Genomic DNA, 13644 nt, shown 5'->3' on the forward strand with positions numbered 1-13644 from the left:
TAAAAACATTGACGCAAAAAAATTTAAAGGATTAAATTCACCCTTTTTATAAATAAGAAACTTGTCATGTAGAACGCACTGTAAGGGGGCTTAGTATGGAATTCATTATAGCACTAATCATACTTATTATCGGATTAGTTGTGTACGGAATGTTTTCACGTAAAAAGATTTATCAAGAAATTGATCGCCTGGAAACGATCAAAGTCGAATTAGCAAATACGCCAGTTGCAGAGGAAATTTCAAAAGTAAAAGAATTGAACATGACAGGTCAAACTGAAGAGCTATTTGAACGTTGGCGTGAGCAGTGGGATGAAATTATATCAACTAATCTCCCGAAAATTGATAAAGAACTGTTTGAAACGGAAGAAGCAGCGGATAAATACCGATTTAAAAAAGCGAAGCAGTTATCTATACATATTGATCAAGCCTTAGAACAAACCAAGATAGATATTGAAAACATACTTACTGAACTTCAAAATTTAATTGGTAGCGAACAAGATAATCGATATGATATTGAGGAATTAAATCAGCTTCACCGCCATGTGAAGAAAAAATTGCTCGCACATCGGTATTCCTATGGAAATGCTGAAAAAACGTTAGAATACGCAATTAATACATCTAAAGAGCAGTTTAAAAAATACGAGGAAGAGACGATTAACGGAAATTATCTTCAAGCACGTGAGATTGTTCTTCAATTAAAAACTGATTTAACAGCTATTGATTCGTATTTAGAACAAATTCCAAAAGTGTTAGTTGAGTGTCAGACCACTCTTCCTGTTCAGTTCAATGAACTGCTTGACGGGTTCCGCGAAATGAGTGAGCAGGGCTATGTGTTAGATCATCTGCAAGTAGAAGAAACGGTAGAGCTTTTAAAACAAGAAACTGCTGAAATTATTGCAGATATTGAAGAATTATATGTGGAAGAAGCGATTACAAAACTAGATGATGTGAACGAACGCTTAGAGCAGTTATATGACTCACTTGAGCATGAGGTTTTCTCCTATCATAAAATGAACCGTGAATCTCATACGGTATCTAACTTCCTTCGTATGCTTCAAGAACGAAACCGTGAACTTCGTGAAGAAACGCTATTTGTACAGCAAAGCTATCATTTTAAAGAGCGCGATTTAGACGTATATTATAAAATGGACCGCGAACTAAAACGATTGACTAACTTGTACTATAATATTTCGGACAAGGTGGCGGAGCACAATTTAGCCTACAGTGTGATCCAAGAAGAACTCGAAGACGTTTCCAAACAGCTTAACCAATTAAAAGAATCTCAGGAATCCTATAGCGATATGCTACAAGCTCTTCGCAAAGATGAGCTCTCAGCTAAGGACAAAATAGAAGAACTGAAATCTCAGTTGATTGAAGCACGACGCCTTATTCAAAAAAGCAACCTTCCTGGTGTTCCTGAAGAATATAAAGTGCAGCTTGAAAAAACGGTTCATATCTTAAATGAAGTAACCGCTAAGCTGAAAGAAAAACCGCTTAATATTCAAGCTGTTCAATCTTTACTTGAAGATGCTGTTGGTTTTGTTCAGGATACATTTGATGAAACAGAGGCAATGTTAGAAGAAGCGCGACTCGTTGAAAGAGTGATTCAATACGGTAACCGTTATAGAAGTACTCATCACTCAATTGCACAGTCTTTAGAAGAAGCAGAAGAAGCATTTCGTCATTATGAATACAAAGAAGCATTAAAACAGGCATCTGCAGCTATTGAGCAAGTAGATCCTGGTGCGCTGGATCGTATACAGCGTATTGTATCTTCACAGAGTTAAAAAGCTCGTGTCCAAAGGACACGAGCTTTTTTATGATGCTTTTCTTTACATACTATCTCGTATCTCTTTCAATGCTAATGGTATAGTCTATAAATACGGCAGCAACTGTTAGGATAAGCAAGGGGAGACCTTGCTTATAAAGTGGCAAATAGCTTTGAAAAGATCGTCTATCCTTGTTATGATTACTAAGGCAAAACCTAATTTAAAAAAGTATCAAGGTATGTTATGATAATACGTTGTTCCGAAAAAATGAAGAAGGGGGCGCGCATCCTTGATTTATTTAGATAATAGCGCTACAACAAAACCCTATAATGAAGTCATACAATCTTTTACCAAAGTAGCTACAACTTATTATGGCAATCCATCCTCCCTCCATCAATTTGGCGTACAGGCAGAGAATTTGTTGAGCCGTTCGCGTGAGCAAGTAGCAGAATTGCTGCACGTATCGTCAAATGAAATTATCTTTACATCTGGAGGAACGGAAGGGAATAATTTGGCTATTAAAGGCGTAGCGATGCAATATAAAAGCCGAGGTCAGCATATCATTACGACAAATATTGAACATGATTCTGTTCATGAACCATTCAAGCAGTTAGAATCCCTAGGATTTAACGTTACGTATGTTCCGGTAGATTCCAGTGGTTTTGTATCACCTGCGGCTATTGAATCAGCTATTACGGATGAAACCATTTTAGTATCTGTTATGCATGTAAATAATGAGATTGGCACCATTCAGCCAATTGAAGAAATTGGACAGATGCTGACGAACTATTCCAAGGTGCTTTTTCACGTCGATCATGTGCAGGGGATTGGAAAAGTTCCGCTTTCTTTAGCGGATCATAAAATTGATTTATGCACATTATCAGGACACAAAATTCACGGTTTAAAAGGGACGGGAATTTTATATAAACGAAATGGAGTTCAGCTTCATCCGCTGCTTAGCGGAGGCTCTCAGGAAATGCAGCATCGATCAGGCACGGAAAATGTGCCGGGAATCGTAGCATTTGCTAAAGCACTCCGTTTAACACTTGAACATGCTGCTCAAAATCAGCAAAAAATGCGGAAAATAAAAGCAGAACTGATGGACAAACTTTCTGCTCACGAAAGAATCACGATTAATACGCCGAATGAGCATTCGGCACCTCATATTATAAATTTTACAGCACAAGGTATTAAAGGTGAGGTTTTTGTTCACGCTCTTGAAGAAAAAGGAGTGTTTGTATCCACTACATCTGCTTGCTCATCAAAGCGAAAAAAGCCAAGCAAAACGCTTTTAGCTATCGGTAAAAATTACGAAGAAGCCGATCAATCCATTCGATTAAGCTTGTCAGGCTTAAATGATTATAATGAAGTAACGCCCATTGTAAATGCTATTTTCACAGTAATTGAAGATCTAAAGAAAGTAATGAGGTAAATGATTATGATATATAACCATATTTTAATTCGGTACGGAGAAATCTCAACCAAAGGACAAAATAGAAAAAAATTTGTTGCCCAGCTAAGAAAAAATATCGTAACGGCTCTTAGTGCATTCCAAAATATTCACGTAAAATACACAAGAGACCGCATGTATATTCACTTAAACGGTGAAAATCACGAGCCTATCATCGAACGTCTTCAGCAAATCTTTGGTATTCAGAGCTTTAGTTTAGCATTAAAAGTTGAAAATGAGCTTGAAGCGATTCAAGAAGCAGCGTTAGAAGCAATGAAAGAATTTGATATAGAAGGAAAAACATTCAAAGTATCTACTCGGAGAGCGTATAAACAATTTCCTCTTGATACAAACGAATTAAATTATGCAGTAGGAAGTCATATTCTACGAAATACAGAGCATCTAAAGGTAAACGTAAAAGAACCAAGCGTAAATGTACGAGTAGAAGTGAGAAGTGAAGCAACGTATATTACATGTTTTGATTATCGCGGAGCAGGAGGTCTTCCAGTTGGTACGAGTGGAAAAGCGATGCTGATGCTTTCTGGAGGAATTGACAGCCCGGTTGCAGGATACTTAGCCATGAAGCGCGGTTTAGAAATAGAGGCGGTTCATTTTTACAGTCCGCCTTTTACAAGTGAACGTTCTAAGCAAAAAGTCATCGATTTAACGCAAAAATTAACGGCTTATCACGAAAAAGTAAAGCTTCACATTGTACCGTTTACAGCTGTACAGCAAGCGATTCAAAAGCAAATTCCAGAGAATTATACCATGACCTCTACACGCCGTATGATGCTTCGAATTACGGACCTTATTCGTGAAAAAAATGAATCGTTAGCTATCGTAACTGGCGACAGCTTAGGGCAAGTAGCTAGTCAAACGGTTGAGAGCATGTATGCGATTAATGAAGTGACTAATACGCCAATTTTGCGTCCGCTTGTAACAATGGATAAAACGGAGATTGTTGAAATTGCCCGCAAAATTGATACACATGAAATTTCGAATCGACCGTATGAAGACTGCTGTACAATTTTTACGCCAAGCTCACCAAAAACGAAGCCAAAGCGTGAAAAAATAAATCGATACGAACAATTTTATGATTTTGAAACATTAATTCAAGAAGCGGTAAATAATGTAGAAACGCTTGAGATGAAAGCTTCTTCGGCTACAAATACCGCAGACAGCGTAGAAGATTTGTTTTAAAAGGTAAATTTCATAAAATTACCAAAAAAATAATGTATGATGCCATGTGTTTTGACACAATCTATATTCAACAAGGAGGTGAAAACACATGGCAAACACAAACAAATTAGTAGCTCCTGGTTCAGCAGCTGCTATCGACCAAATGAAATACGAAATCGCTTCTGAATTCGGTGTAAATCTTGGACCAGAAGCAACAGCTCGCGCTAACGGATCTGTTGGTGGAGAAATCACTAAACGCTTAGTTCAAATGGCTGAGCAACAACTTGGTGGTAAATAAGTCATATTAACTAAATAATGATGGCTAAAAAGAGTGGGGGAAACCTCACTCTTTTGTCTTGTTTGTTTTGTCACGTATAATAGAGACAAGATCAAGCTTTATAAAGTAAAGGAGATGTTGGCGATGGGGACTTTATTTTACGGCGGCAAAATATATACGATGCTAAAAGAAGGTGAGCATGTAGAAAGCGTATATGTTGAAAAAGGATTCATTGAAGATATAGGCGCAGAAGAAGATCTAAGAATCAAATGGGGTGCTGAGATTAACAAAGAAGTACACCTCAAAGGATATCCAATGTATCCGGGCTTTGTAGATAGCCATCTTCACTTAATTGGTCACGGTGAAAAGCTCCTTAGGCTTGATTTGTCTCAAGCTACTTCTAGGGAAGACGTGCTGATGCGCGTTCGGCAAAAAGTAGAGAGTACACCAAAAGGAGAATGGGTAATTGGAGAAGGTTGGGATGAAAATCAGTGGGAAGATTCCTCTTTGATTCAGTATCAAGATCTTGATCAACTTTCAACAGAACATCCTATTATGTTGAAGCGAGTCTGTCGTCACGGATTAGTAGTAAACGGGACTGCTCTTAAAATAGCCGGGATTACAGCTGAAACACGTGACCCGGAAGGAGGTATTATCCAGAGGGATGAAGCGGGAAATCCTACCGGTTTTTTGGCTGATCAAGCGCAAGAATTAGTAACGGCTCATATTCCTCAAGTATCAGAAGCATACATTCGACAAGCTCTTTCAGTAGCCATTAAAGATTGTGTTCAGCACGGATTGACGGGTGGACATACGGAAGATTTAAATTATTATGGAGGCTTTTTACGTGCATATCAAGCATTTCAAGACGTTATTCATAAAGAAAAGCAGCTGTTTCGTGCTCATTTACTTGTTCATCATGAAGCTGTAGATGATATGTATACATACGTTGAAGAAAAGAAAGACACATCCGCTTTTATTGAAATAGGACCAATGAAGATTTTTGCTGATGGTTCTCTCGGCAGTCAATCTGCTCTTTTAAGCTTTCCATACAAAAGCGACCCTTCTACAAGAGGTGTAGCTATTCAATCACTAGATGAATTAAAACAGCTAGTGAGAAAAGCAAGAGAATTGGGCATGACGGTTGCAATTCATGCAATTGGTGATTTAGCGTTTCAATATGTAGTAGAAAGCATCGAACAATATCCTCCTCAAGCAGGGCAAAGAGATCGTATTATTCATGCGCAAATTCTACGAAAAGATTTAGTTCATCGTGTAAAAAAGCTCCCGGTTGTGCTGGATATCCAGCCTCGGTTTTTAGCCAGTGATTTTCCATGGGTTATTGAAAAAATTGGAGAAGAGCATTTGGACTATTGCTATGCGTGGAAAACGTTATTGGACGAGGGCGTAATGTGTGCAGGCGGATCGGATGCGCCTATTGAACCTATCAATCCCATGTTAACGATTCATGCAGCAGTTTCTAGAAAAACTTCTCCGAACAGCTCGGTCGTTTACATACCTTCTGAGCGACTCACTGTATTTGAAGCTGTTCGGCTGTTTACATTAGGAAGCGCACAGGCCATTCATCAAGAGCATAAAAAAGGATATATTCAAAAGGACTATGTAGCTGATTTTACCATATTAGAAAGAGATCTGTTTGAGATACCTGCAGATGATATTCCAGGGGTACAGGTGCAGATGACTGCTATTAATGGAGAAATTGTATATCAAAAATAAAAAGCGCCCAAAGGCGCTTTTTATTATAGAAATGTACGCTTAACTCGTTGCCAGAAAGAGTTATCTTTCAGCTTAACCGTTTTAATTTGACGGTCGCTTAAACGAATTTGAACTTGATCAACTTGACGTGCATTTAATGCTTCGTTATCTATTCCAATAATTGGACTGTGGTTGTTGTCATTGGATAGTTTTAAAGTGAGCGTATGCTCAGCGCTTAGGATGAATGAAGATCCTAATGTACGATAGTTATTATTATTTAACGATGCCAATTCGCTGACTTGCATACAAGGAATTAACGGATCAACTACGGCTCCACTTACCGATTTATTATAAGCCGTACTGCCTGTTGGTGTTGAAATAATCATCCCATCCCCACGGAATGTTTCAAAGTGATTTTCATTAATAAAAACATCTAGACTGAGTGTTTTTATAACTCCTGATCGAATCGAACATTCATTTAAGCAATAAAAAGAAGTTCCTTGATCAATTTGAGTTTGTAAAACGGGAAATCGACGTACTTCTATATTTTCTGTCGTAATAGCTTCAATCATTTTATCCGTTTCATCGATATGAAAATCGCAGTAAAAGCTTAGTTGATCTGAAGTTGTGACACCAGCATATAAGCAGTCATCTCGAAAGCCAGATTGACGGACAGCCTGCAAGAAAGCTCCGTCACCGCCAATACTTACAATGATGTTAGCGCTGTCGAAATGGTCTACTACTTGAAAGTCATATTGTTTTGCAAGTTCAATAAGTGGACTTACGAGCGCCTTTGTTTCCTGGTTTTTTGGATGAAAGAAATAAACGTTGCGACGATTTGGCATAGATAGTTCCCCCTTGTTTGTCTGATATGTAAAATATTAGCGATAAAGTAAACTTTTTAAAAAAAGTTTGTTACAATAATTATAGCATTATTGCTTTAGGAATTAAAAGAATAATCTTTTAATTCTGACACCTAAAAAGGAGGATTTTCATGAACAAAAAAAGGTGGATTGCTCTTTTAATTGCGGCCTGCTTATTCATTTTTTCTGCGATTGTTAATATTGGTTTTTCAGTCAAAGAAGAAAAAGATGACGGTCTGGCAGGCATATTTGGAGGAGACGACAGTGAACTATCAGAAACAGTTATCGAAAAAGGGAATGCAGCTAAGAAAATTGCAGTGCTAGAGGTCAATGGAACGATTCAAGATACAGGAAGTGGTTCCTCTCCGCTTATGTCCCAAAATGGTTATAACCACCAAGCATTTTTAAAGCAGCTAGAGGCTGCAAAAAATGATAAGGCAGTTAAAGGAGTCATTATTAAGGTGAATTCACCGGGCGGCGGCGTCGTTGAAAGTGCTGAAATACATAAAAAAATTGAAGAGCTGAAGAAAGAAACGAAAAAGCCAGTGTATATTTCAATGGGATCAATGGCTGCTTCAGGAGGCTATTACATTTCAACAGCTGCTAATAAAATCTATGCAATTCCGGATACTTTAACAGGTTCACTAGGTGTAATTATGCAAAGCGTTAACTACGGCAAGCTGGCTGATAAACTAGGAGTAGAATCTGTTGTTATCAAAAGCGGGGCTCATAAAGATATTATGTCTCCAACAAGAGAAATGACCGGAGAAGAAAAAGAAATTATGCAAACACTTGTAGACAACTCGTACGATGGTTTCGTCAATGTTATCTCTGAGGGACGTCACTTGTCTAAAGAAAAAGTGCGCTCTATCGCAGATGGACGAGTGTACGATGGACGTCAGGCTAAAGAGCTGAAGCTGGTCGATCAACTAGGCTATTTTGAAGATGCGGTAACAGGAATGGAGAAAGATTATAAGTTAAAAGGTGCACAAGTAATTCAATACAATCAAGGATTCGGACTGCCTTCTTGGCTTTCAATGAGCATGCAAAAAGTAATAGGTGGAGATGAACAAGTCACTGCAATGTTAAAAACATTTGCGCAGCCAAGCTCTCCGCGTCTGATGTATTTATATGCAGAATAGAGGTGGGAACATGGAAAATCAGTCTCATTCAACCGAATCAAACGACAATATAAAACATGAGCCAGCGGTAAGTACGCCAATAGGTAGTGAATTCCATTATGCAGGCTTTTGGATGCGCTTTTGGGCATATCTTTTAGATCTAGCTGTGGTAGCTAGCTTGAACTCCCTGCTGATCAAGCCCATTTTCCATTTAGCAGGTATTTCTCGAGGAGATGGATTTTTTTCTCCCTATACGATTGTAACGGTTATTATCTTTTATGGTTATTTTGTTTTAATGACCAAGTATTTTGGACAAACGCTTGGAAAGATGGTGTTTGGGCTTAAAGTAGTATCGCTGAAAGACTCCACGTTAACTTGGCCTGTTGTGCTGTTTCGTGAAGGAGTTGGACGTTATATTTCTAAAACGGTTTTTTTACTAGGCTATTTATTAGTGGCGTTTTTACCTAAGAAGCAAGGAGCACACGATTACTACGCAGATACAACCGTCATACACGAAGGTACAATCAGCAGATAATAAAAAGGGGCTGGAATAAAAGGATTTTAGACGAAGTGAAAAACGAACCACTGATCAAGACTTTTGATTAGTGGTTCGTTTTTTTTTGTTATGGTAAACGCAGGTTTCATTTGTTTAGATTCTTCTATCAGTTGATTTCCGTGCAAGACTTCGCCTTCCCCTCCAATCAACTGCGGTGTCACAAGCGGTTCAGCTCATGTATCCCATTTGTTCGTCTTGAGATTGGATTCATTTCGTTATATCATATCTCAACCTCTTTGTATTGTTTCCATAAGGTTTAATATTCTGTGTTTTGGAGATAATGTGAAGCTAAGAAGGAGTGAAGGATGTGCTATGGCTTTTATGGATATTGCTAGCACTTTTAATTGTTATTGTACTTATTGTATGGACAAAAATCACGCTGTTTGTAGATCTTCACCATGTCCGAGATAACGATTATTACAGAGTGAGACTCAGGGCTTGGTTTGGTCTTATTCGCTATACATACGAAATTCCGGTAGTGAAAGTGAAAAAAGATTCTCCTCGTTTGCTTGTTGAAAAGAAGAAAGGAATGGGTGATCAAGGAAAAGAAGACGAGAATTCATGGAGTGATTATTCTGTAGAAGACGGGCTAAGCATGTTAGAAAATGCGAAGCAATTCCTTGAACAGGTAGTCGGTTTTCATAAAATTTTTCGTCGTTTCTTACAGAAAGTGACGGTAAGTGATATTAGATGGCACAGCCGTTTCGGCTTAGGTGACGCTGCGTTAACAGGCGTACTTACCGGGGCTGTATGGTCTGCAAAGGGGGGCATAGTTGGTATAATCAGCCGTTATATGAAACTAAAAGATATGCCTGTAATGAGCGTTACTCCTGTATTTCAACATCTTTGGTCAGAAACGGTATTTGAGTGCATAATTTCTTTTCGAGTTGGTCAAGCTATTCTAGTAGGTTTACGGACCTTGAGATACTGGCGGCATACGTCCAAAAAGCGTCGCAAAAGATGGAAGTCGTCAAATAAGAACAAGACACACTCTGTGAAAACATAAGGAGGTTATCTTAATGGCAGAACATCCAATTAAAAGTTTAATGTCGACAGCTATGGAAAATTTAAAGGAAATGATTGATGTTAATACAATCATTGGGGATCCTGTAGAAACACCTGATGGAAGTGTTATTTTAACTGTCTCAAAAGTCGGTTTTGGTTTTGCAGCGGGCGGAAGCGAGTTTGGAGTAGAAGGGCATGCATCATCTTCTCCTGGACAGCATCAGCAAGAATCAGGTCATCCATTTGGCGGAGGTAGCGGTGGCGGTGTATCAATTACGCCAATTGCCTTTTTAATTGTGAGTGGAAGCGGAATTAAAATGCTTCACCTTAACGAAAGTACACATTTATATGAAAAGATTTTAGATACAGCCCCTCAAGCAATTGAACGCGTGCAGCAAATGTTTAAACGAAACAATCATCAGCAGGATCATCATAATCAACAAAATCAGCATCATGATAGTGCAAACGATTTTAATTTGTAGGTATAAAATAAAGCTTTGCTTGCTTCTTTGAATAGTAAAAGAAGCAAGCAAAGCTTATTTTGTTTGGTTTGTTTTCTAGCTTGGAGTGCCATGTTTTGTATGTCATTTAATTGCAATATAGAGACAGACAAGCTAATATGAACAGTGTACATACTTATTTAAAGGAGGAATTATTCGTGACTAAATTTAAAGGTAACGATGTAACATTATTAGGAAATCAAGTGAAGGTTGGAGACAAGGCTCCAAACTTTACCGTTTTAGCAAATGATTTATCAGAAGTAACGCTTGACAGTACAAAGGGTTCTGTTCGCCTAATCAGTGTAGTTCCTTCTATTGATACTGGAGTTTGTGATGCGCAAACTCGCCGCTTCAACGAAGAAGCAGCTAAATTAGATAACGTAAAAGTATTAACAGTAAGCGTAGATTTACCGTTTGCTCAAAAGCGCTGGTGTGGTGCTAATGGCATTGATAATGTTCAAACTTTATCTGACCACCGCGACTTATCTTTCGGAGAAGCATATGGTGTAGCTATTCAAGAATTACGCTTATTAGCTCGTTCAATCTTTGTGGTAGACTCAAATGACAACGTAACGTATGTTGAGTACTTACCAGAAGTAACTGAGCATCCGAACTACGAAGCAGCAATCGAAGCAGCTAAAACAGCTAAGTAAGATTGTCAGTGGCGTTCGGCAGAAGGCGGAAAACAATGTTTTTCGCCTTCTTTGTGTTTTAAGAAGTTTTTATGATAAAATATGTTGTTCCAAATAGGACGTTTACTCATTTATATAGATATTATTTCATTACACAGGAGGCAGAACATGAGTCAGTTAGCTAGTATGGAAAAGCTATTTGGTGTAATTGATCAAACAGCTATTATTTTAAGAAAAGAACTAAACTGCGTATATTTAGAAGCAGTAGCTGAAACGGGAGAAAATTTGTTTCAAGGAACTATTTTACAAGAAGAGCTAGATGAGGTAACTAAAAAACGTTTGAAAAAAGAGTACGATTCAATCACGCTTGATCATTTTGAAAAAGAAACGATTCGAAAAGCGTATCAGCTGGCTATTTTAAAAGGCATGAAAGAAGCAGTTCAGCCTAACCATCAAATGACGCCTGATGCTGTAGGACTATTTGTCAGCTACCTAGTTGGAAAGTTCATGGCAGGAAAAGATAAATATACGCTTTTAGATCCAGCAGTAGGAGCAGGGAACTTATTAACAACAATTTTAAATACACACGCTGCGTCAATTGAACACGTATACGGTGTAGACGTGGATGATTTATTACTTCAATTGACATATGTAAATGCAAATTTACAGAAGCATGGCGTTCAATTATTCAACCAAGACAGCTTACAGCCGCTTTTTATTGATCCTGTTGATTTAGTTGTCTGTGACCTTCCTGTTGGTTATTATCCAAACGACGAAGGGGCAAAAGAGTATAAGGTAAGAGCTGAAGAAGGTCACACCTATGCTCATCACTTATTTATTGAACAAAGCTTGCGTCATGTAAAAGATGGAGGATACGTAGTAGCCCTTATTCCAAATAACTTGTTCGAATCTGAACAGTCTCATTTATTACAGCCGTTGCTAAAAGAGGAAGCAATCGTTCAAGGAATCGTTCAGCTGCCGCTTTCAATGTTCAAACAAGAGCAGGCTGCTAAGAGTATTATCATTCTTCAAAAGCAGGGAGAAGGGGTAACAGCGCCTGATCAAGCGCTGCTTGTGAATTTGCCGAAGTTCAGTAATCGAGAAGCAATGAGTGATATTATGGCTCAAATGGACCAATGGTTCAGCGTTAATAAAAAGTAAGTCTTTTTCGAAAATAATGAATATTTTCCGGTAGCGTTTTCATGATGTATAGCTCTTGAAATCTATTGTCGTGAATGATTAAATGAATAAGGATAGAAATCGTGTCGAAATGCATAGAATATTGTAGAGATTACACTTTTATGTTCTGTTCGTTATGTTTATGATGCACGTATAATAAAGAAGGAGCTGTTTTTTTATGTCAAAAATCATGGCAATCAACGCCGGCAGTTCTTCACTTAAGTTTCAATTATTTGAAATGCCAAGTGAGACGGTATTAACAAAAGGTTTAGTAGAACGAATTGGTTTAGATAACGCTGTTTTCACGATCTCGGTAAATGGTGAAAAACAAACGGATATTACAGAAATCCCTGACCATGCTGTTGCAGTTAAAATTTTAGTTGAAAAGTTACTTTCTCAAAACATCATTCAATCATACGATGAAATCACTGGTGTAGGTCACCGTGTAGTACACGGCGGAGAGAAATTTGCTGATTCTGTTTTAATCACAGATGAAACACTAGCGGAAATTGAAGCTTTATCTGATTTAGCACCGCTTCACAACCCAGCAAACATTGTGGGAATTAAAGCGTTCCAAGATATTCTTCCAAATGTTCCAGCTGTAGCAGTCTTCGATACAGCATTCCATCAAACAATGCCAGAAAAATCATTCTTGTACAGCTTACCGTACGAGTACTATGAAAAGTATGGCGTTCGTAAATACGGTTTCCACGGCACATCTCATAAATATGTTTCTGAGCGTGCAGCTGAGCTTCTTGGCCGTCCAATCGAACAATTACGCTTAATTTCTTGTCACTTAGGTAACGGTGCAAGTATCGCTGCAATTGAAGGCGGCAAGTCAATTGATACATCAATGGGCTTCACACCATTAGCTGGTGTAGCAATGGGAACTCGTTCAGGTAACATTGACCCTGCATTAATTCCATTTATTATGGAGAAAACAGGAAAAACTGCTGACGAAGTATTAAATGTATTAAATAAAGAAAGTGGTCTTTTAGGTGTATCTGGTATTTCTAGTGACCTACGCGATCTAATCAAAGCAAGCGCTGAAGGCAATGAACGCGCTGAAACAGCACTTGAAGTATTTGCTAGCCGTATTCATAAATATATCGGTTCTTATGCTGCTCGTATGTCTGGTGTAGATGCAATCATCTTCACAGCAGGTATTGGAGAAAACAGTGATGTTGTACGTGCTCGCGTTCTTCGCGGTTTAGAGTTTATGGGCGTTTATTGGGATCCAGCTTTAAATAGTGTACAAGGAGAAGAAGCATTTATTAGCTACCCTCATTCTCCAGTTAAAGTTATGGTTATTCCTACAGACGAAGAAGTTATGATTGCACGTGACGTTACTCGTTTAGCGAATATTTAAGTTCATAAACTGCCTCTTCAATGCATGA

At 38.2% G+C, this 13644-nt stretch carries 13 protein-coding genes; 12 read left to right on the forward strand and 1 reads right to left on the reverse strand.

All coding sequences use genetic code 11. The features are described 5' to 3' along the window. Positions 1 to 95 precede the first annotated feature (95 nt). The 5 genes from ezrA to AC4NPH_RS23970 all read left to right on the forward strand — a co-directional run bounded on the left by ezrA (position 96) and on the right by AC4NPH_RS23970 (position 6412). Positions 96 to 1787: a septation ring formation regulator EzrA gene (gene ezrA, locus AC4NPH_RS23950; protein WP_013059480.1), complete on the forward strand. Its 1692-nt coding sequence runs from the start codon at positions 96 to 98 to the stop codon at positions 1785 to 1787. 271 nt (positions 1788 to 2058) lie between these two features. Next, positions 2059 to 3201 carry a cysteine desulfurase family protein gene (locus tag AC4NPH_RS23955; protein WP_029319982.1) on the forward strand — a complete coding sequence of 381 codons (1143 nt, stop codon included), beginning with the start codon at positions 2059 to 2061 and terminating at the stop codon, positions 3199 to 3201. A gap of 6 nt (positions 3202 to 3207) precedes the next feature. Next, entirely contained in the window at positions 3208 to 4419 is a 1212-nt protein-coding gene (thiI, locus tag AC4NPH_RS23960; protein WP_308334088.1) for a tRNA uracil 4-sulfurtransferase ThiI, read from the forward strand. A gap of 88 nt (positions 4420 to 4507) precedes the next feature. Beyond that, a complete protein-coding gene (locus AC4NPH_RS23965; RefSeq protein WP_013059477.1) occupies positions 4508 to 4696 on the forward strand; it encodes an alpha/beta-type small acid-soluble spore protein in 189 nt (62 codons plus the stop codon). Between the two features lie 123 nt (positions 4697 to 4819). After that, positions 4820 to 6412 (forward strand): amidohydrolase, encoded by a 1593-nt coding sequence (locus AC4NPH_RS23970; protein ID WP_063672769.1) that lies wholly within the window; start codon positions 4820 to 4822, stop codon positions 6410 to 6412. A 23-nt stretch (positions 6413 to 6435) separates the two neighbouring features. Here AC4NPH_RS23970 and AC4NPH_RS23975 read toward each other — a convergent pair whose 3' ends face one another. Then, positions 6436 to 7236 carry an NAD kinase gene (locus AC4NPH_RS23975; protein ID WP_013059475.1) on the reverse strand — a complete coding sequence of 267 codons (801 nt, stop codon included), beginning with the start codon at positions 7234 to 7236 and terminating at the stop codon, positions 6436 to 6438. 149 nt (positions 7237 to 7385) lie between these two features. Here AC4NPH_RS23975 and sppA point away from each other — a divergent pair, with 149 nt between their 5' ends. The 7 genes from sppA to AC4NPH_RS24010 all read left to right on the forward strand — a co-directional run bounded on the left by sppA (position 7386) and on the right by AC4NPH_RS24010 (position 13616). Then, complete coding sequence (sppA, locus tag AC4NPH_RS23980) at positions 7386 to 8396, forward strand: signal peptide peptidase SppA (protein ID WP_013059474.1); 1011 nt, start codon at positions 7386 to 7388, stop codon at positions 8394 to 8396. 10 nt (positions 8397 to 8406) lie between these two features. Beyond that, positions 8407 to 8910, forward strand: coding sequence for an RDD family protein (locus AC4NPH_RS23985; RefSeq protein WP_013059473.1), 504 nt, complete (start codon positions 8407 to 8409; stop codon positions 8908 to 8910). Between the two features lie 328 nt (positions 8911 to 9238). Continuing rightward, complete coding sequence (locus AC4NPH_RS23990) at positions 9239 to 9937, forward strand: DUF2953 domain-containing protein (protein WP_013059472.1); 699 nt, start codon at positions 9239 to 9241, stop codon at positions 9935 to 9937. 13 nt (positions 9938 to 9950) lie between these two features. Next, positions 9951 to 10418 carry a GerW family sporulation protein gene (ytfJ, locus tag AC4NPH_RS23995; RefSeq protein WP_013059471.1) on the forward strand — a complete coding sequence of 156 codons (468 nt, stop codon included), beginning with the start codon at positions 9951 to 9953 and terminating at the stop codon, positions 10416 to 10418. A gap of 137 nt (positions 10419 to 10555) precedes the next feature. Further along, complete coding sequence (tpx, locus tag AC4NPH_RS24000) at positions 10556 to 11089, forward strand: thiol peroxidase (RefSeq protein WP_042452765.1); 534 nt, start codon at positions 10556 to 10558, stop codon at positions 11087 to 11089. 147 nt (positions 11090 to 11236) lie between these two features. After that, on the forward strand, positions 11237 to 12229 hold the full coding sequence (locus AC4NPH_RS24005; RefSeq protein ID WP_029319991.1) for a class I SAM-dependent methyltransferase: 993 nt from the start codon (positions 11237 to 11239) through the stop codon (positions 12227 to 12229). A gap of 196 nt (positions 12230 to 12425) precedes the next feature. After that, positions 12426 to 13616 (forward strand): acetate kinase, encoded by a 1191-nt coding sequence (locus tag AC4NPH_RS24010; RefSeq protein ID WP_013059468.1) that lies wholly within the window; start codon positions 12426 to 12428, stop codon positions 13614 to 13616. The last annotated feature ends 28 nt before the right edge of the window (positions 13617 to 13644 follow it).

It is taken from the genome of Priestia sp. MDV22-iso46 (assembly GCF_058629175.1).

What these genes read in the sequence shown, in the direction of transcription:
- ytfJ (WP_013059471.1), top strand. Translation starts at nt 9,951, where the DNA reads ATGGCAGAACATCCAATTAAAAGTTTAATGTCGACAGCTATGGAAAAT.
- AC4NPH_RS23965 (WP_013059477.1), top strand. Translation starts at nt 4,508, where the DNA reads ATGGCAAACACAAACAAATTAGTAGCTCCTGGTTCAGCAGCTGCTATC.
- sppA (WP_013059474.1), top strand. Translation starts at nt 7,386, where the DNA reads ATGAACAAAAAAAGGTGGATTGCTCTTTTAATTGCGGCCTGCTTATTC.
- AC4NPH_RS23970 (WP_063672769.1), top strand. Translation starts at nt 4,820, where the DNA reads ATGGGGACTTTATTTTACGGCGGCAAAATATATACGATGCTAAAAGAA.
- ezrA (WP_013059480.1), top strand. Translation starts at nt 96, where the DNA reads ATGGAATTCATTATAGCACTAATCATACTTATTATCGGATTAGTTGTG.
- AC4NPH_RS23975 (WP_013059475.1), bottom strand. Translation starts at nt 7,236, where the DNA reads ATGCCAAATCGTCGCAACGTTTATTTCTTTCATCCAAAAAACCAGGAA.
- tpx (WP_042452765.1), top strand. Translation starts at nt 10,556, where the DNA reads ATGAACAGTGTACATACTTATTTAAAGGAGGAATTATTCGTGACTAAA.
- AC4NPH_RS23985 (WP_013059473.1), top strand. Translation starts at nt 8,407, where the DNA reads ATGGAAAATCAGTCTCATTCAACCGAATCAAACGACAATATAAAACAT.
- AC4NPH_RS24005 (WP_029319991.1), top strand. Translation starts at nt 11,237, where the DNA reads ATGAGTCAGTTAGCTAGTATGGAAAAGCTATTTGGTGTAATTGATCAA.
- AC4NPH_RS24010 (WP_013059468.1), top strand. Translation starts at nt 12,426, where the DNA reads ATGTCAAAAATCATGGCAATCAACGCCGGCAGTTCTTCACTTAAGTTT.
- thiI (WP_308334088.1), top strand. Translation starts at nt 3,208, where the DNA reads ATGATATATAACCATATTTTAATTCGGTACGGAGAAATCTCAACCAAA.